The organism is Thiocapsa rosea (assembly GCF_003634315.1).
GTDB classification, from domain to species: Bacteria; Pseudomonadota; Gammaproteobacteria; order Chromatiales; family Chromatiaceae; genus Thiocapsa; species Thiocapsa rosea.
Window position 1 is genome coordinate 4,186,494 of record NZ_RBXL01000001.1, and the last position, 18,795, is coordinate 4,205,288.

The window sequence follows — 18,795 nt, forward strand, 5'->3', positions numbered from 1 at the left end:
TTGCTCCCGATATCCGTGTTGGCGGGTGGGTTGACCGACAGTCTTCTTGCTGTCGTCGTTTGACGGGGCGCCGAACCGGGACCTCGCCTTTGTAATGGTGGTTGCTCGGACGCGATGACAGTCTACACCCTCGCCCCGCCTCCTTTCGGGCCGACGCGCCTCGTCGTCGTTGCGGTCCCGCCTTCACTTGCGATAGCCTCGCGCGTCCGTCGGCCCCGTCGCTCGCCGGCCATCCCTTCCCGTCCCCGTGATCGAGGTCCGCATGCTGCTCGAAGAGACCGACCGTTACGCCCTGCACCGGCAGGGGCGCTATCTCGTCGTGGCCTTCGCGCGTGCGCATCGTGTGCTCGGCACCTGCAGGGTGAACGGCGGGATGTCCGAGACGCTGACCCATCTCGCGAATCATCAGAGTTGCGAGGGTGCGGCCCATCTGGCGCGTTACGAGCGGGTCTTGGGTCTTGGGGCCCGGGATTATCACGCTCAAACGTGCTCCGAGGCCGGGCTTCCGCCCGAGACGACCGCCCTCATGGGGACCGCCGCCAACATGCAATGCGCGGTCGTGGCACATGCGGATGCGGAGGATCTTTGCGTGACGGTGGTCGCCACCGCCGGGGTGACCGGCAATGCTGTCCGCGCGGGCGATCCGGCTGCTTGGCACGAGGAGGCCGACGGCAGTCGTCCGGCCCGTAGCGGGCGTTCCGCGGAACCGGCGGGGCAACCCGAATTCGCGCGTCCGTCCGCCGACGACCCACCGCCCGAGGATTCAGCCTCGGGTACCATCGTCACTCTGGTCCTGATCAACCAGCCCTGCACGCCTGCGTGCTTGGTTCGGGCGGCGACGATGGTGACGGAGGCGAAAAGCTTGGCTCTGCTGGATCTGCGCATGCCGAGCCTGCAGTCGCCGGGCCTGGCGACCGGTACCGGGACCGATCAGCTCGCCATCGCCGCTCCGCTGGCGCACGAAGGCGAGTGGGAGCGGCACTGGGCGGGCGGTCACAACACGCTGGGCGAGCTGCTCGGGCGGGCGACGCATGAGGCGGTGACCCGCTGCCTGCTGCTGCAGAACGGCATCGTTCCCGAGCTTAGGCGAACCATCTGCGCGGCCTTGGGTCGCTTCGGTTGCGACGAGGCGGCGCTGCGGGACTGCGCGGCGTCCGAGCTGGACGCTCCGGGTGCGGCCGTCTTCGCCGCGAATCTCCAGGCGATCATCCATGATCCGCACAGCGCCGCAGCCGCCTATGGCCTGGCCGAGATTCTGGATCTGGTGCGCACCGGGGTGCTGCATGCCGGGGTTGCGCGCGAGGCGATCCTGAACCAGGCGGCGCTGCTCGGGGCGGCCGTCGCGGTCCAGCCCGAGCGTTTCGTCGCGCTGCGTGCGGAGCTGGCGCCGCATCAAGGGTTGCCGGACGGGCGCTTAGCCGCGCTCGCCGTCGTTCGTGGGTTTGCACGCAAATGGGACTGACCGAGCACCTCGCGCTCGTCTTCGCGGCCTGTCTCCTCGACGCGCTGATCGGGGATCCGGTCTATCGTTTTCATCCGATTCGGATCATCGGGGCCTGGAGTCTCGGCTGGGAGAGGCTCTTGTTTGCCGGCGGGCTGAGCGGGCGTGTCAGCGGCGTTCTGCATTGGTTGTTGGTGGTCGGCGGCGCGCTGGCGGTCTGGTGGGGCGTTCGATACGTGCTCGGCGTTGTTCACCCCTGGGCGGCCTTTGGCTGGGATGTCTTTATCGCCTACAGCCTGATCTGCACCCGTGATCTCCTGGATCACGGGCGCCGCGTGCTCGAATCGCTCGACGATCCTCCGCGTGCACGCGCCCGGCTGCGGATGCTGGTCGGTCGCGATACCGAGCAACTGGAGCGCGACGGTATTGTGCGGGCGACCATCGAGAGTCTCTCGGAGAACCTGACGGACGGGGTCCTGACGCCACTGTGGGCGCTCTGTCTGTTCGGGCTTCCGGGTCTGATCCTGGTGAAGGCGGTGTCGAGCCTGGATTCGATGGTCGGCTACAAGAACGCGCGCTACGGCCGTTTCGGCTGGGCCGCGGCGCGTTCCGACGATCTCGTCCATTGGCTCCCGGCGCGGCTCTCGGTCCCCTTGATCGCGGCCGCGGCGGCATTGCTCAAGCTGCACCCGCGGCTGGTCTTGCGCGCCGCGCGCGACTATCACGCCATGCTCCCCAGTCCGAACTCCGGCTGGAGCGAGGCCGCCTGCGCCGGCGCGCTGCGGGTCCGGCTGGTCGGTCCGATTCGCTACGGCGGGACGCTCGTTACGGATGCCTACATGGGCGATCCGGATTGGCCGGCCGATCTCGGGTCGCCGGACCTCGAGCGCGCGCTGCGTTTGATCCTGGTGGCCTGCCTCTTAGCCCTTCTCGTCGGTGTGGCCGTTGCGCCGCTGCGCACGGTTCTGCCATGGTGAGGGTTTAAACCGCGTCCAGAGCGAGATGCTCACTTTCGAGTGAACTCGACGTTTGGTGCATCCACAGCCTTGAGCGGGGACGCGGTTTAAAAATAATATATTTTTTAATAGTTTAATATCCGAGTCTCGGGGTTCTCATGTCCAAAAAGTCCGCCAAGCCCAAGTCCGGCGCCTCCGCCGTGTTGTCCAGCCAGCTCAAGGCGATCGAACGTTTGATGGAGCGCAGAGATGACGCGACCGCGGCGCGTCGGCTGCGTGCCTTGATCGAGGCCCACCCGGACCAAAGCGGTCCCCGGCGTCTGCTCGTGGAGGCGCTGGAGGGTAGCCAGGGAAGCGGCGCTGCGGCCATTGCCGCTTTCGATTGGGCGGAGCGTCGTCCCAAGAGCTTGCCCGCTCAGGAGATGCTTTTTCGGTACGCACTGCAGTTCGGGCATGTCATGTTGGCGGATCGCACCGCGGAGCGGCTGCGTGCGCTCGGTGTCGAGACGCCCGGGTTTCCGGTGGCGGCCGCGATACGCGAGGATCTGCTGCGGCAGCCCGACGGGTCGAGCGCAACCGCCGAGCAGATGCTGCTCTTCGATATCGGCAAGCTCCATCTGGACGGCCATGATTTTGCCGGCGTCGTGCGTTGGCTGGACGGGGTCGATCTAACGCCGGCGAAGAACAATCGTGCGATGTCTCTGTTCCATCTCGATCGCATCGAGGATGCCCTGGCGGCCTTCCTTGCGCTTTGGAAGGAGGATCCGGACAACCTCTTCGCCTTGGGATGGGCGGCGCGTTTGCGTCTCTATCAGGGTGACGAGACCGGCGCACGGGGCCTGACGACACCCTTGGCCGCCGCGACGGCCCGCCGACTCGAGGATGCCGTGCCGCAGCTCGATGCCTTGCTGCTGTTGGGCGAGGATGCCGCCGCGTTGGATGCCTTCGCGCGTGTTGAGCGGTGTGACTGGTTCGGCATCGGAGAGCCTCAGCAACAGGCGATGCTGAGCCATTTGGCCGCCTGCGCGGCGAGTCGACTGGGTGAGGCAAAGCGGGCGCGGGCGCTCTGCAAGGCATCGCTCGAGCGCGTGCCGAATTTCAAACCCGCCCTGGAGAGTCGCACCGTGATCGACGCCGCGGGCGATGCCTTGGCGTATCCGCCGGTGTTCGGTCTCGGGCAGGCATTGCCGCTGACCTGGCTGAACCGGATGCGTGACGCCGGGAACGACGCCTTTTCGCACCTCGGGAAGGTGACGGCATCCAATGACTTCCTCGATGCACTCTACGTCGGCGGCGACGACGGCCTGCGCGGTCTGGTCGCCTTCATCCTCCAATATCGCGCCGAACGGGGCGATCCGAACGCGGTCGAGCGTCTGAAACGGTTCGCCTGTCTGCCGATCGGGACCAGGGAGACGCGCTTCGGGTTACTTCGCCCGCTCCACGACAAGGGTCTGCTGCCTTACGGCGAGCCGCTTGAGCTGTGGGACGGCGAGCGCGTGACGCAGGTTAAATTGGTCAGTACCGAGATCAGACGCGAGCCCGAGCCGAGCAATCTTCCCAAGGATCTCGAGATGCTTCTCCAACGCTCGATAGACCGCTTCAACGAGCGGGATTACGAGGGCGCGGAGATCCTCTTGACTCGGATCCTCGAGTACGCCCCCGGGCATCGTGTCGCACTCGGCAACCTCGCCGCGATCCACAGTGCTCAGGGTCGTCCTCTGGAAGCGATCGAGCTGCTTCGCGATGTGATCGCCCGTTTCCCGGACTACGTCTTCCCGCGCTGCAATCTGGCCGTCATGCTGATCGAGGCCGGGGAGATCGACGAGGCCGCTCGCCTGCTGGATGGACTCTACGAGCGCCCGAGCCTGCACGTGCAGGACATCTTCGTGCTCTATGGTGCATTGGCGATGCTGAGCCGGGCGCGAGGGAATCAGCCTGCTGCGGACGCTCTGATCGCGAGTCTTGAACCATTGGTCGAAGACGAGGACGACGCGCGCCGGTTGGCCCTCGCCAAGCGACTGCAGGGGCGGGTCAGGCCCGGTGCCGACAAGAGCGGTCGGTTCGAGCGCAAGGGCGACTGATCCGCTCTCGGGGGGCGCCCGGCCGTTCGGCCGGGCGCAGAATCACTCCGATCCGGCCAGGCGCCGCTTGATCCGTCTGAGTCCGAACCAGGCGAACCCGATCACGAAGGGGAGGGCGATTCCCATCCACAAGCCCGCATCGATCGGGATTCCGCCGCTTTCCAGACCCTTGAGTGCATACCCGATGAGGCCGACGCCGTAGTAGCCGATCGCGATGACGGAGAGCCCTTCCACGGTCTCCTGCAGACGCACCTGCAGATGGGCGCGGCGATCCATGGACTGCAGCAACTGCCGGTTTTGCTCCTGCAGCGAGACATCCACACGGGCGCGCAACAGGCTGGTGATGCGGGCTGCGCGCTCCGCCAAGTCGTGCTGACGTCGTTGGGTGGCCTCGCAGGTCGCGACCGCCGGGGTCAAGCGTGCGTCGAGGAACTCGGACAGTGTCTGAAGGCCTTCGATCCTGTTTTGGCGAAGCTGCTCGAGCCGCTGTTGGATCATCCCGTAATAGGCACGCGAGGCATCGAAGCGATAGGTGGTTCGGGCCGAAACCGCCTCGATATCCGCGGCGAGCCTGGTCAGCTCGCCCAGCAGCTCGCTCTCGAAGGCCGTTTGATCGGACGAGACCTGACTCGACAGGCGTGAAGCCACCAGCGCCAAGCGACGATCGGCGTCGCTGAGGGCTGCTGAGACGCCCCGTGCCAGCGGGAATCCGAGCAGTGCCATGGCCCGGTAGGCGTTGATCTCCAACACGCGCTTGGCCAGTCGCCCGGCCTGATTGTCGGACAGGCCGCAGGCGCGCAGCAGGATCCACGAGTACCCGTCGGCATGGATCTTATGATCGGACCAAGCGCGCCCCGCACCCCCGACCACTTCCGAGCCGATGACGGGGTTGCCCTCGAAGAGCGCGACCAGCTCGTCGTTGGTGCGCTCGGGAAGATCGCAGGGCTCGATGGCCAGCGAGGTGGCGGTGATCACCTCGCCGGGCAGGTCGCGCAGCCAGTCCTGCGGCAGATCGTCGAGCAACGGTTCGGCGAAGGGGTGAGCGAAAGCGCCGTGCTTGCTGAAGGTATAGGTAACGAACTCGGTATGGCGCTCCCAACGCAGACGCATGGGTCCGAGGTCGATCCAATAGTGTTGATCGACCATCTCCGGGATCGGCAACCCGTAGTGGGCGAGAAGTCGCTTCAGGTGCTCGATGTTGCGGCCGCCCCCGCGCTCGCCCGAGACCGCAGCGAGATGGGAGACACGTTCGGGCGCGCGCAGGGGCTCGAAGGTGCGGGCGTGCAGCTCGTCGGTGACGATATGACGCAGCAGATGCTCTTTGAAGGGAAGTGACATGCCGTGAGGATCCTTATTGGGCGGCGCGAGTGTAACCGGGGCTTGTGACGAAGGCGATACCGGCTCGCGATCCCTGCTCGTGCGTGCGTCACGCGTGGATCGCGCGTGTCATGAGGCACTGCAATTCGCGCAGGCGCGCGAGGCCGTTGCGGGCCGGTGTCGCCTGCTCGACTCCACCCGGATTCAGGTCGAGCTCTGCCCGGCGTCGGTCTGCGGCAGATCACCCTCGGGCTGCTCGACGTCGGCCGCTTCGGATGGAGTGCTGCTGTTTTCGGTCTTGCGCTTCTGCTTGTCCTCTTTCTTCTTTTTCTTCTGTAGGTCGCGCTGACGTTTCTCGAACGCATAGTTTGTCTTGGCCATGGTCATACTCTCGCTGTTCGGCGCCGAGACAGTCGAGACTGCCGTTCGGGCACCTGAATGGGGGTTGAAGAGGAGGCGAGGACGTCGGATCCTTTTCGTGTGTCGGAAAGGTCTCCTGCGCTCGCCTTCGTGGCGTGCTCTCGACGGACGGTGACTGGATTCAAGGGTCCGAGCCGGCATGGCTTGCGCGGGTCGCGAATACGCATCCGGAAGCGCGGCTGCCCTGCTGCGTCCACGACGGAGAACCAGTCCTCGATCAGGCCGATCACCGAGCGTACCAGCATCGGCTCGCATGCTCTAGCGAGCAGGGCTGCCGACGACCGATGCGGTTCGGATGCGCTCGGAATCCTCGGGGCATGCGCAAGGGTACCGCGAACAGCCTGTCAGGCGTTGCCTGACGCGACGGTCGTGCGCGCGAGGCCCGTGGAAGAGGACGACTGCAAGTCGTCTATCCCAGGGCACGCCGCTTCGCGGCGTTGCTTCCGGCAGATCGGATGTGCGAGGAAAGATCGGTTCGTCCGGAATCCGATGATGACAACGACAACGACAACGACAACGACAACGACAACGACAACGAGTAGACCCTTCGACGACGTGCCTCGGCTCCGGCTCTGTCGGTAGATCGGCCTCGCTCATAAAACCGTTGCGCCAGGCAAAGCCTGGAAGGAGAGGAAGATAGCGAACGGATAAGCCAATCGGAAACTCCTTTTTGCGACCCACCGGGTGCAAGTCCCGAGCCGGTAAGGAGTGGCCATCCACCGGAACCGAGTGTTGTGTGGTGCGGGAGCGATCCCGCCTGCGAAGCGTACACAGGGGGCGTGCAGGCCGTGTGATGGAGCCCCGTTACTGAGTTCAGCGGAGCCGACGTATTCGGAACACCGGAAGGCAACAGTTTCGGCATCGTAACGGCCTGATGTCGAGACTCCGCCGGGGTCTAAGAGCAGGGCATGTACGCACGGGTCGTCCAGGAACCTGGGAGCGCTCAGTTGCTCCTTGCCCGAGACGCGGCGCGGGCACCGCGTAAGAAGCCGCCCCGGCCCGACGGCGCTGGTCCGGCCGACGGGAGCGAACAGGACCGACGGCAAGGTAGCGCCAAGCGAAGGCAACGAAGTGCGGCGCGATGGCGACTGAGCAGTCAGAGTCGGCTGATAGTACCGTTGAGCGTGGGGAACGCACCCGAGCGGACCCATGGGAGGGAAGCGGCCGATCGGTTGAGACACCTTCTGAAGGGACGATGGCGTGAACATCGAGTCACCTGACCATCTGAACAGAACGACAGGAGATCGCGACATGGGCTGAATGGTCCATCGGGTGTGCGACAGTTGTCGTGCAGCGAGCGCTCAACCGAGGAGCCGGATGCGGTAGTCCCGCACGTCCGGATCTGTGGGAGCCGCGGGTGGGTAACCACCCGCGGCCACCCGGTCCCGCGTCGCTGATCGCAGCGGTAGGGTGGACAAGCGTAGCGCAGTCCACCAGCGTCGGCGCGGGGATCGGTGGACTTCGCTCTCGCTCGTCCACCCTACCGGCCGAGCTAATGAGCAACGCCGGTAGATCCTTTCCCGGAATACGCATACCGCACCGGGCGCGGTTTAAGTGGGAAACATACGATGGTTGTGTTGCGGTTCTGTGATCTCGGCGCGCGTTGAGGGCGCTTCGGAGGTCCCCCGGCGTGACCACCGAGCGCGGTTTAGCATGCCGAGGCTGTGTTTGCGTGCGCCCGATAGAGCAGCCCCGCAACTACGGCAGTGAAGGGGGCGACCGTGACGAGGCCGAAGCTCCCGACCAGGATGTTGAGGGTCTCGGCGGCGACGAAGGGTGCGTTGAGAATGTTCTCCGCCGGTAGACCTTTGGCCATGAAGAGCAGGAACATGCAGATGTGACTGCTCGAATAGGCGAGCAGCAGCGTGGTGGTCATGGTGCCGATGACTGCCCGACCGACGCGCAGCCCTGAGGCGATATGGTCCAAGACGCCGATATCCGGTTGACCCAGCTTGATCTCCTCCATACTTGCGGCGATGTCCATCGCGAGATCCATGACTGCGCCGGAGGAGGCGATGAAGACACTGGCGATGAAGATGTCGGTCAGTCGCAGCTCGTAATAGCCCGAGTAAAGCAGCGCTTCGGCGAAGGGTCGGATGGCGCCGTGCAGGTTGAAGGCATGTGCGAACCAGACGGCGAGACCGCAGGTGAGCAAAACGCCGAGTATGGATCCCGAGAAGGTCGCGATACCGCGTCTTGACAGTCCGCCGACCGAGAAGGTCACGACGCCGGTCAGGACGGCGACCACCGCGAGACCGGTCGGAATCGGCGGATAGCCGAGGAGCAGGAGCGGGAAATACAGCTTCCAGAGCACCAGTGCCGCAAAGACGAAGGAGAGTGCGGCCTTCAGCCCGGTGACCCCGGCGACCCCGATCAACAGGGCCACGAAGCCGCCGATGAGCAGAAGCTGCATCTGTAGGCGATAGTGACCGCGTGCCATGCCGTGGGCCGGCTGCCCGTCGACGAGGTCGTATTCGACCAGGATGACCGAGCCCGTTTCGTAGAATTCGTCGAGCTCGAGCTTGCCGGTGAGCATGTTGGTGACGGCGAACTCTTCGCCCTCCGCCGGCCCGTCAAGCAATCTGATGGTCAGGACCTGGGCCTCGGTCTTGATGATGAGGTTGGTGCGGACGCGACTGTTGTCCACATCGACGATCAAGCCGCGCGCATGCAGGCCGCGCTCGGCCGGCGGGCCGGGCGGTGCTAGATCGAGTGTGAGCAGGAGGATGCAGACGACGGCGATGACTCCGGCAAAAAGCCATTCGCGACCTATTCTCGACACGGAGCGATACCTCGGATCTGAACATTCGGAACACAAAAACGGCGCCGCGAAGGCGGCGCCGAGAGGAGGCGGGTTCGATCTAACCCGTCGTCGCGATGACCCTAGGGTTACGGACAGGCTTTCGTGACCGGCAGCTCGGGCAAACGCATGATCTTGGCGAGGCGCTTGGCGATATCCGTGTTGTCGTAGAAGCCCGCCAGCCGAGCGGACGCCCATCCCTGTGCATACAGGGGCACGGGAACGCCGGTGTGGGAGTAAGAGGTCCAGCCGATGCTGGCGCGCTCGTTGAGCAGATGGGTGATGGTCACGACGATCGGCTCGTAGCCGCCGTAGAGGAGCTTGTTTTCGTCCGCGCTGTTGTCGTTGGCGCCGCACATGGACTTGTCGTAGGCGTCTTCGAGCTTCTCCTTCTGGTAGACGTTCAGGTCCGCCCAATCCATGCCGAAGACGTCATTGATGAGTCCGAGCATGACCGTATCGCGTTCGAGATTGTCGGGAGCCTTCCAGGCGTCGCCCGCGCAGAGTGTCTCGCTGTTGGCGGCCTTATGCTCGGCCCATTGGTTCGCCTGGAAGTGCTCGTAGCTGTTCTTCTGACCGAGCAGACGATCGTAATAGGCCGTATAGGCGGTCGTCGCATGTCCGATGGTCATACCGCCGGTCTCGTGATCGCCCGTGACGACGATGAGGGTTTCATTCGGATGCCGGCTCGCGAACTCGATGGCGACCCCGACTGCGGCGTCGAAATCCAACATGTCGCCGATGCTGGCGACCGCGTCGTTCGCATGGCCGGCCCAGTCGATCTTGCCGCCCTCGACCATCAGGAAGAAACCGTTGCGGGCCGGGCCTCTGACCTTGTCCCAGCGCTTTTTCGGGCGATCTTCGAGATTGGCGATCGCGACCTCGACCATCTCCTTCAGCGAGAGATTACCCTCCGGGCGGTCGATGGCATAGGGCATGGCGGAGCTGCGATCGAGTACGGGGTTGATCGCGACCACCTTGTCCATCGGCTGGGCCTTGAGCGACAAGATGGATGCGCGATCGTTGAGGACCGTGTATCCGTTGGTGCTCAGCAGGTCCCAAATGTTGTTGTCGGTATCGCCCGAGCGCGCAGGTCCCTCCGGTGCGACGAGACCGCCGCCGCCGAAGAACGCGTACCCGCTCTCGGCGAGCTGAGTCCCGATGTTGTTCATCAAGCCGCGATTGGTCACGCTGGCGTAATAGGTGGCCGGTGTTGCATGATCCAGAGAGACGCTGCTGATGACCCCGACCTTCCTGCCGCTTTCATGGGCGAGCTCGGCGATACTCTTGTAACAGGTCGTTTGAGTCTCCGGATCCATGTTGATCACGCCGCTCTTGGTCTTGAGACCACTCGCGAAGGCCGTGGCCGAGGATGCCGAATCCGTCATCAAGGCGTAGGCATCGTAGGTCGTCTGCATGCCCGCAACGGGCATCTTGGTCATGTTGAGCCGATTCTCGGGACGCATGAGGTCTGCGGCGAACGTCGCATCCCCGCCGTTGATGGTTGTCAAATAGGCCTCGGTGGCTTGGATCTGGGCGCTCGCCATGCCGTCGCCGAGGAAGAAGAACACATACTTCGGCAGCGCCGCGCTTGCCGATGTCGCTGCTGCAAGCAACGCCGTAGCGGACAGACTAAGGATCAAATGTCGGTGTTTCACTTGCCTTCTCTCTACTTCTGGTCATAGTTGGCCCTGGATGGACGGGGCCGGCGGACCGCTCGGGGGGAGGACAGAGGTGTTGGGTGCTTTCCGAACGGCACGGCGCAATCTACAGAAAGACCCTTACTTTCTTGTGACAATATGCCGAATGTTCCGCGACGATTGCTGCTGCTTATTCTGATCCTGTCGGCGCCTGTGCGAGCGCAGATCGATACCGTTCCGGACGGCGTCGAGCCACGCGGCTCCGAAACAGGCTCCGCACCGACCGTTCCCGGGGGCTTGCGACCTTGGATCCCCTGGGTCCTGGAGGGCGGTCCCGAGGGCCAGGATCAACGCGCCTGTCCGATCGATCCCGCCGACGGCGCGCGACTCTGTGCCTGGCCAGGGCGTTTGGAGCTGGTGCTGAGCGGGAAGGGCGGGACATTCACTCAGGTCTGGCAGGTTCTGGCCGAGTCTGTGGTGCCGCTTCCGGGCGACGCGGATGCATGGCCACTCGGGGTCGAGGTGGACGGGGCCGCACTGCCGACGGTCCAGCGCGATGGCCGGCCGACGGTGACGCTCGCGGCCGGGGTCCACCGAGTGACCGGGCGCTTCGTCTGGGATCGTCCGCCGGACGCGCTGCTGATTCCCCCAATGGTCGGGATGGTCGCGTTGGTGCGGGATGGCCATGCGGTGGTGCCGGCGCCGCGACTGGATCGGACCAACCGTCTCTGGCTCGGTGAACCCGCCGGGTCCGATACCGAGCGCTCGGGCGATCACCTGAGCCTGGAGGTCTATCGACGCATCCAAGACAGTCTGCCGCTCGATGTCCTGACCCGTCTTCGACTGGAGGTGTCCGGCGGTGCGCGCGAGGTGCGGCTGGGTCCGGTGCTCTTGCCCGGCGGGATCCCCTTGCGGATCGACAGCCCCTTGCCTGCGCGGCTCGAAGAGGACGGGATGCTGCGGGTGCAGGTGCGTCCCGGGCGCTGGGCGCTGGATGTCGTGGCGCATCACGACGGCGATGTCTCCGAGCTTTCGCGTCCCGAGACCGGCGCACCCTGGCCGGAGCGCGAGATCTGGGCCTTCGCCGCTGAGCCCGCGTTGCGGCGTGTCGAGCCTTCCGGACTCGCCGCCGTGGATCCGCGCCAGACCGGGATCCCCGAGGAGTGGGCGGGTCTGCCGGTCTATCGGGCCGAGCCGGGTGGCGTCCTGCGTCTGACCGAGCAGGTCCGCGGGGATCCGGATCCCGGCCCGGACCGTCTGCGCCTGGAGCGCGAGCTTTGGCTCGACTTCGACGGCAAGGGCTACAGCGTGCAGGACCGCATCCGAGGTCAGTTGTCGCGCGGGTGGCGCCTGGATGCCGGACCGGCACTCGCGCTCGGCGCCGTAACCCTCGACGGCCGTCCGGTACTCATCACGCGTCTTCACGACGCGGCGTCGCCCGGAGTGGAAGTCAGACGGGGCAGCCTCGATGTGGTCGCCGATGCTCGGCTCGAGTCGGCACCCGGACGTGTTCCGGCATCCGGTTGGGCGACCGAGTTCGAGAGCGTGGACGCGCGGCTGTATCTTCCGCCGGGTTGGGATCTCTTGACCGTCCAAGGCGTCGATAACCTGCCGAGTACCTGGGTCGGTCGCTGGAGCCTGTTGGATCTCTTTCTGGTGCTGATCACGACACTCGGGATCGGCCGGATCTGGGGCTGGGGTTGGGCGTTGCTTGCCCTGCTCACGTTGGGTCTGACCTGGCAGGCGCCCGGTGCGCCGCGCCTGATCTGGCTAAACCTGCTCGCCGCTGCGGCCTTGCTGCGGTTGATCCCGGACGCGCCCGTGCGTACCGGTCTGCGGCGTCTGCGGACCCTCACGACACTCTATTTCCGATTGGCGTTGCTGGGGCTCTTGGTCATCGGACTGCCGTTCTTGGTGACGGAGGTCCGCGACGGACTCTTTCCGCATCTGGAGCGCCCCTGGATCGCGTTGGGCGGCGGTGGATCGGGCATGCACACGACCGCGGCTCCCGCGCCAGCGTTGGAGCTGCGCAGCAGGATGGACATGGAGGCGACCTCGAAACGCGAGCGGCTTTCCGATGCCTTGTCGGAACCCGCCGCGCCAATGCCCGAGCCCATCGATCTCATGGATCCCGATGCGCGTCTACAGACCGGAGCGGGCATTCCGGACTGGCGGTGGAACAGTGTGGATCTGCGTTGGAGCGGACCGGTCGGCGAGCAAGAGTCGGCACGGCTCTGGTTGCTGACCCCGACCTTGAACCTGGTGTTGTCGCTCCTGGGTGCCGTGCTCCTGGTGCTGCTCGGTGCGCGGCTGGCCGGGCTCGTCGGCGGTCGCGGGACCCACGGCGCGGGTTTCGCCCTGCTGGTCGCCTTGGGACTGGGGACGGCGGTCGGGACCGAGCCTGTCCTCGCCGAGGACCTACCGAGCCCCGAGCTGCTTCAGGAGCTGCGTACCCGTCTGCTCGCCCCGCCGGACTGTCTGCCGCACTGTGTCGATCTGCCCCTGATGGTCCTCGCGGCGGATCCAGACCGGCTGGTGCTGGATTTGACCCTGGACGCCGCGGTCGCGATCGCGGCGCCCGTGCCGGGCGGGTCAGGGGGCTGGTTGCCGACCGAGATTCGCGTGGGCGGCGTGCCCTCGGACGGACTGCGCCAAGATGCAGCCGGGCGGCTCCTGCTCATGCTCCCCGCCGGCCGACATGAGGTCAGGCTCGTCGGCCCGTTGGCGAGCCGCGATCAGGTCGAAATCCCACTGCCGCTGCCGCCGCGTCTGATCCGGGCTACCGTCGAGGGCTGGAAACTCGAAGGGCTGGATGCGGACGGGCGTGCCGGTGCCCAGATTCGCCTCGTCCGCCTCTCCGACACCGGCGTCCCGCAGGAGGCATCCCTCGCCCAGGGTGCACTGCCCCCGCTGCTGCGCGTCGAGCGGACCCTGAGGATGGGCATCGATTGGCGGGTGGATACCCGCGTGCTGCGTCTTTCGCCGAACGATTTTCCGGTCTTGATCCCGGTGCCCTTGCTCCCGGGCGAGTCGGTTCAGACGCCCGGGGTCCAGGTGGAGGACGTTGCGGTTCTCGCGGACCTGCCCGCCGGGCGCTCGGAGGTGGCTTGGTCGTCGCGTCTGGAGCCGACCGGCGAGCTGCGTCTCGTCGCCCCCATGGATCCGCGCCTGAGCGAGGATTGGCGTCTCGATGTCGGTCCGCTCTGGCATCTGGAGCATTCGGGCATTGCCCCGATCCACCGTCTCGGGCCGTCCGAACGCTGGCTGCCCAACTGGCGCCCCCTGCCTGGCGAGACCTTGGTCTTGACCATCACCCGACCACCGGGCGTCCCGGGGCCGACATTGACCTTGGATCGCGTCGACACGCGGGTCGAGCCGGGGCAGCGCGGGACCCTTTCGACCCTGACCCTGGCGATCCGCAGCAGCCAAGGCGGCAGCCATATCATCCGGCTGCCGGACGGCGCCGAGCCGATCGCCTTCAGCCTGGACGGCCGCAGCCTTCCGCTGCCCGACACGGCGCCGGAGGTGGAGCTGCCGCTGACGCCCGGTGCGACGCGTGCGGAGTTGACCTGGCGCGAGCCGCAACCGCTGGGGCTCGGCTACCGGCCCAGCCTGCCGGATCTGCGCAGCCCGGCGGTTAACCTGAATCTCACGCTGAGCCTACCGGATGACCGCTGGGTGCTCTGGACGTGGGGTCCGCGAATCGGCCCGGCCGTGCTCTTCTGGGGGATCCTCTTGGTGCTGGTCGGGCTGGCCGCGGGTCTGGGCCGCAGCCGACTCACACCCTTGCGCGTTCACGACTGGCTCCTGCTCGGCATCGGTTTGATTTTGGCTCAGGTCTGGGTCGTGCTGCTGGTTATCGGCTGGCTCTTCGCACTTGGCCTGCGGCATCGCATGGACCCGCTTACCCGTCCGGCCTGGCGCTTCAACCTGATCCAGACGGGGCTCGTGCTCCTGACGCTCTTCGCCCTGGCGGGGCTCCTCGGCGCCGTCCAGCAAGGTCTGCTGGGAACGCCCGAGATGCAGATCATGGGGAACGGCTCGACCGCGACCACGCTCAATTGGTATCAAGACCGCGGTGGACCCGTGCTGCCGGAGGTGTGGGTGCTCTCGGTCCCCATGTGGGTCTACCGCGCACTCATGCTCGCTTGGGCGCTCTGGCTTGCGATGCGCCTGCTCGACTGGCTGCGCTGGGGGTGGGAGGGGCTTTCCAAGCCTCTGCTCTGGCGGGAGCTACCCGCTGCCGAGCCGAAGCGGTCAAAGGAGAAACGCACGCCCGAGACGGAGGAGATGCGGCTGGATCTTTGACCCTAAACCGCGTTCCGAGCGAGATGCTCACTTTCGATTGAGTTCGACGTTTGGTGCATCCACGGCCCATAGCGGGGACGCGGTTTAAAATTTGATCATTTTTAATCTCTTAAACCGCGCCGGCTCCAGCGGTCGTCAAATCCGCCTGGGCCGATCCCATCCAAAAACATCGCATACCGCGCTGGGCGCGGTTTAATTAAAGAGCAGTTGAACCGGATTCAGCTTGACCGGGGCTCGTCACAACCAGCGCGACGTCGACCGCCCGCCAAACGAGGCGCTCATGGCCGATGCCGACCACGGCGAAGGCGCGCAGGTCCGTCAAGCCATAGCGCTCGCGCAAGGCGGCACCATAGCGTCGTGCTTGCGCCTCGGCCTCGTCGAGCTTGGCGGCGACCGCGGGCAGGGCGGCAAGGGTCTCGCGGGAACCGGCGCGCACCTGCTCGCCGCTGAGTCCCAAGTCCTTAAGTCCGAGGTGTTTGAGCTCCAGCAGCAGATCCAGCGCCCGGACGCGGCGCATGTCGGGGCGCACGATCAAGGCGAGATCGACATACCCGCGCTCGGTCTCCAGCTCCGAAACCATCATGTAAAGCCGGTCGTTGAACAGGAGGGTGAGGAAGGCGATCTTCAGCAGCAGCTCGTTGCTCCAGCGGTAGTCGCGGTTGGAGAGGATCTTGAAGTAGCGCTGCTCGATGAAGTCGCAGATCGGCTCGAGGTCTGCCTGAAGATAGACCGTCTCGGACCGGCGTTGGATGGTCTCGCGGTCGTCGTAGGTGGGGAGCCACAGCTCCTGGAGGCGCTCGACATAGAGCGCGCGAGCGACCAGATTGGGGATCGCCAGTCGCAGTTTCCCGAGCACGCCCTCGCCGGCCAACGTCATGATGCCGAAATAGTAGAGCAGCGAGGCCATGAAGGGCTGATCCTTCACTGCAAGGAGCATGTCGGCCACTCCGAAACGCCGCGCCAGTTGCGGGATGGTCACGCCCTCGGCGTTGCTCAGGGCCTCGATCAAGAGGGCCTCGCCATGCGGCAGGCGCGCGATATAGACGAGCTTCGCACGGTCCATCGCCAGATTCTCGTCGAGCATCCGGCGCGGATAGCGTCCGCGTTTGTCGAGATGCTCCAAGAAGTAGAGGCTCAGGGTCGGGTTGTAGATCCGGGCCTCGGCGTCTTCGCTGAACCGATAGCCGTTGTAGAAGGTGCGCATGGTGTCAAGCGCCTCGGCGTGCGACCAGTCGGCGCCGTCGCTTGCCAGAAGGGTCAGCACGGCGGCGATCTCCGGTTCGGTGAAGCCGCAGAGGTCGTTGAACTCGGGTTCCAGATAGATGTTTTTCGCGACGTTGTAGCCGCTGGTCATGTCGCTCAGAACGACCGGCGAGACGCCCGTGATGAAGACCCGATCGAGCCCCTGGCCCCCGGCGCCGGCCTTGACTGCCTTGAAGACGGTCTTCAATAGACCTTCGCCGTAGAGCAGCGCCTCGTAGTGTTCGCGCTTCGCCATCAGGACCTCGTTGGCGAAGTTGTCGTATTCGTCGATGAGCAGATAGAGCTTGTGCGGGGTTTGCGAGACCGCCGTCAGGGCCGAACGCCATGATGACAGGGCGTTGTCGGTCTGAATCTCGATTGGCCGCGGCAGCTGGTCTTGATAGCGGATCGCAAACTCGCGGATGCAGTCGTTGAGATGCTGGTGCAGCGCCGCCTCGATATCTCGGACCTCGCCCTGTGGCTTGACCAGCGAGAAATCCCACCGCATGACGAAATAGCGGTTGTGTAACGGCGTGGGGGCGCGACCGATGGCGAGCGATCCGAACAAGGCGTCGAACTGCTCGGCCCGGCCGAGATCGTAGTAGCATTCCAGCATCGACAGCAGCAGGCTCTTGCCGAAGCGTCGCGGGCGGATGAAGAGCAGTTGATCGCCCGAGGCTTCCAGCAGCGGGATGCGGTCGGTGCGGTCCTGGTAGAAGTAGCCTTCGCGGATCAGTTTGCCGAAGTCGCTCAATCCATAGGGGAATCGCATGGCGCGACCTGCTCCGGGTGCGTGGTTCGTCCCTCGAACATAGCACGCTTGGATGCGGTGTAGGAGGAGGTCGAGGTGTCCGTCCGACAGGGCGACCCCGGCGATCGGGGTGTCGTTTCAATGGCCGAGCGAGGGATGATCGTGAGTGGTCCGGTTGTGTTCAGCTTCTTCCGCTATTCGGGGCTCCGTGTTCCCGATGCCTTCCTGCGGATGGGCTTTCAGCGGTTTCTGATGGATCGCCATATGCCGGCCGGCAGGATCCGCCTGATGGGCTGTGGCAGCGGCGACGGGTTTTCCGTGGTGCCGGATCTCGGTGCTTACTGCCTGATGCGGGTCTTCGCGGATCCCGACGACGAGGCGCGTCTGCGCCGGACCCCTTTCTACCGAGCCGTCGCCGATGCGAGCACCGAGCAGCTCCACTTTTCGCTGACTCCGGTGTCCGGGCGCGGAACCTGGGGCGGTGAGGCGCTCTTCGACTATCGAGGCCGCCAGCAGCCGGATCGGCCGCTCGTCGTGCTCACCCGTGCGCGGGTCGCTTCGACGCGGGCGCGCGCCTTCTGGCGCAGCGTCCCGGAGATCCGCCGTCAGCTCCGCGGCACGCCGGGCTGCCCCTATCACGTCGGATTCGGAGAGCACCCGCTCTTGACGCTCGCGACCTTCAGCGTCTGGGAGGATCTCTCCCGGATGCAGGCGTTCGCGTATCGGACCACGCCGCACCATCGGGCCGGCCGCGCGTCGCGCCAGGAGGACTGGCTCAGCGAGTCGATGTTTGTTCGTTTCGCGATCGAGCGCATCGAGGGCGATCTCGCGCGTTATCCCCGCCTCGCCGCACTCATGGAGTCTTGAGAGCGCCGACCGTCGCAGGTCGCAGGATCAAGGGATTCCCGGTAACAGTGATGCCGAGGGACTTGATCGTTAAACCGCGCAAAGCCGGTAGGGTGGACGAGCGAGAGCGAAGTCCACCGAACCCCGCGCCGGCGCCGGTGGTCTGCGCTTCGCTTGTCCACCCCACCCTACGGCGCTTGTTTACCTTACGGCGCTTGTCCACCTTACGGCGCTTGTTTACCTTACGGCACTAGGCTTTGCCCAACCTACGGGTACGGAATGTTTCGGAAATGCCATAGACGGATCGTGGGCACCGAAGACCCCGAAAATGGTTTTCAAATCCTAAACCGCGTCCACCACTGAGCGGATTGGGTCCGCTGAGCGTTATTCTCGCTGCGAGGATCGAATATCGCTTCGGACGCGGTTTAGTCTTAGAAGCCCTCGGTCGAGGTAAAGAGCCCCACCCGCAGATCCTTTGCCGTATAAATGGTGCGCCCGTCCACCTGCACCACGCCGTCGCCGATGCCGAGCACCAGTTTGCGCGAAATCACCCGCTTCATGTCGATGTGATAGGTGACCTTGCTCGCGGTCGGGAGCACCTGTCCGGTGAATTTGACCTCGCCCACACCGAGCGCACGCCCGTGCCCCGGGTTGCCGATCCACGCCAGATAGAAGCCGACGAGCTGCCAGAGTGCATCCAGACCCAGACAGCCGGGCATGACCGGGTCGCCGGGAAAATGGCACTGAAAGAACCAGAGCTCGGGCTTGATATCCAGCTCGGCCAGGATCTCGCCCTTGCCGTTGGCGCCGCCGAAATCGGCGATGCGCAGCACGCGATCCATCATCAGCATGTTCGGCACGGGCAGCTGGGCATTGCCCGGGCCGAACATGTCGCCGTGGCCGCAGGCGAGGAGGGCGTCGCGGTCGAAGGAGGCTTCTTTAGTCATTTTGGGGTGAGGTCCTGTGTGTCTTGCGGTTCCAGGGATTCGAGAG

General features: G+C 65.3%; 11 protein-coding genes. 5 read left to right on the plus strand and 6 right to left on the minus strand.

Going from position 1 to position 18,795, the window contains the following annotated elements; genetic code table 11:
• Positions 1 to 262 precede the first annotated feature (262 nt).
• From BDD21_RS18800 to BDD21_RS18810, 3 genes are all read left to right on the plus strand, one after another.
• Positions 263 to 1,462, plus strand: a complete 1,200-nt coding sequence (locus tag BDD21_RS18800) for an adenosylcobinamide amidohydrolase (protein ID WP_120798463.1) — start codon at positions 263 to 265, stop codon at positions 1,460 to 1,462.
• A complete protein-coding gene (gene cbiB, locus BDD21_RS18805) occupies positions 1,453 to 2,418 on the plus strand; it encodes an adenosylcobinamide-phosphate synthase CbiB (RefSeq protein ID WP_120798464.1) in 966 nt (321 codons plus the stop codon). Before BDD21_RS18800 ends, cbiB begins: the two co-directional genes overlap by 10 nt.
• A 137-nt stretch (positions 2,419 to 2,555) precedes the next feature.
• A complete protein-coding gene (locus tag BDD21_RS18810; protein WP_120798465.1) occupies positions 2,556 to 4,478 on the plus strand; it encodes a tetratricopeptide repeat protein in 1,923 nt (640 codons plus the stop codon).
• 42 nt (positions 4,479 to 4,520) lie between these two features.
• Here the strand turns inward: BDD21_RS18810 and BDD21_RS18815 are convergent, their stop codons facing one another.
• The 4 genes from BDD21_RS18815 to BDD21_RS18830 all read right to left on the minus strand — a co-directional run bounded on the left by BDD21_RS18815 (position 4,521) and on the right by BDD21_RS18830 (position 10,673).
• Positions 4,521 to 5,816 carry a DUF3422 family protein gene (locus BDD21_RS18815; protein WP_120798466.1) on the minus strand — a complete coding sequence of 432 codons (1,296 nt, stop codon included), beginning with the start codon at positions 5,814 to 5,816 and terminating at the stop codon, positions 4,521 to 4,523.
• A gap of 183 nt (positions 5,817 to 5,999) precedes the next feature.
• On the minus strand, positions 6,000 to 6,176 hold the full coding sequence (locus tag BDD21_RS27970; RefSeq protein ID WP_170164823.1) for a hypothetical protein: 177 nt from the start codon (positions 6,174 to 6,176) through the stop codon (positions 6,000 to 6,002).
• Positions 6,177 to 7,863: 1,687 nt separating this feature from the next.
• A complete protein-coding gene (locus BDD21_RS18825) occupies positions 7,864 to 8,997 on the minus strand; it encodes a YibE/F family protein (RefSeq protein WP_245969683.1) in 1,134 nt (377 codons plus the stop codon).
• A gap of 107 nt (positions 8,998 to 9,104) precedes the next feature.
• On the minus strand, positions 9,105 to 10,673 hold the full coding sequence (locus BDD21_RS18830; protein ID WP_245969684.1) for an alkaline phosphatase: 1,569 nt from the start codon (positions 10,671 to 10,673) through the stop codon (positions 9,105 to 9,107).
• A gap of 162 nt (positions 10,674 to 10,835) precedes the next feature.
• On the opposite strand from BDD21_RS18830, the gene BDD21_RS18835 reads away from it, so the two are divergent.
• Entirely contained in the window at positions 10,836 to 14,963 is a 4,128-nt protein-coding gene (locus BDD21_RS18835) for a hypothetical protein (protein WP_245969685.1), read from the plus strand.
• Between the two features lie 196 nt (positions 14,964 to 15,159).
• Here the strand turns inward: BDD21_RS18835 and BDD21_RS18840 are convergent, their stop codons facing one another.
• Entirely contained in the window at positions 15,160 to 16,977 is a 1,818-nt protein-coding gene (locus BDD21_RS18840) for an AAA family ATPase (protein WP_120798470.1), read from the minus strand.
• Between the two features lie 75 nt (positions 16,978 to 17,052).
• Between BDD21_RS18840 and BDD21_RS18845 the strand changes: the two genes are divergently transcribed.
• Positions 17,053 to 17,823 carry an aminodeoxychorismate lyase gene (locus tag BDD21_RS18845; RefSeq protein WP_245969686.1) on the plus strand — a complete coding sequence of 257 codons (771 nt, stop codon included), beginning with the start codon at positions 17,053 to 17,055 and terminating at the stop codon, positions 17,821 to 17,823.
• 410 nt (positions 17,824 to 18,233) lie between these two features.
• On the opposite strand, the gene fabA is transcribed toward BDD21_RS18845, so the two are convergent.
• Complete coding sequence (gene fabA / locus BDD21_RS18850; protein WP_120798472.1) at positions 18,234 to 18,749, minus strand: 3-hydroxyacyl-[acyl-carrier-protein] dehydratase FabA; 516 nt, start codon at positions 18,747 to 18,749, stop codon at positions 18,234 to 18,236.
• Positions 18,750 to 18,795 lie beyond the last annotated feature (46 nt).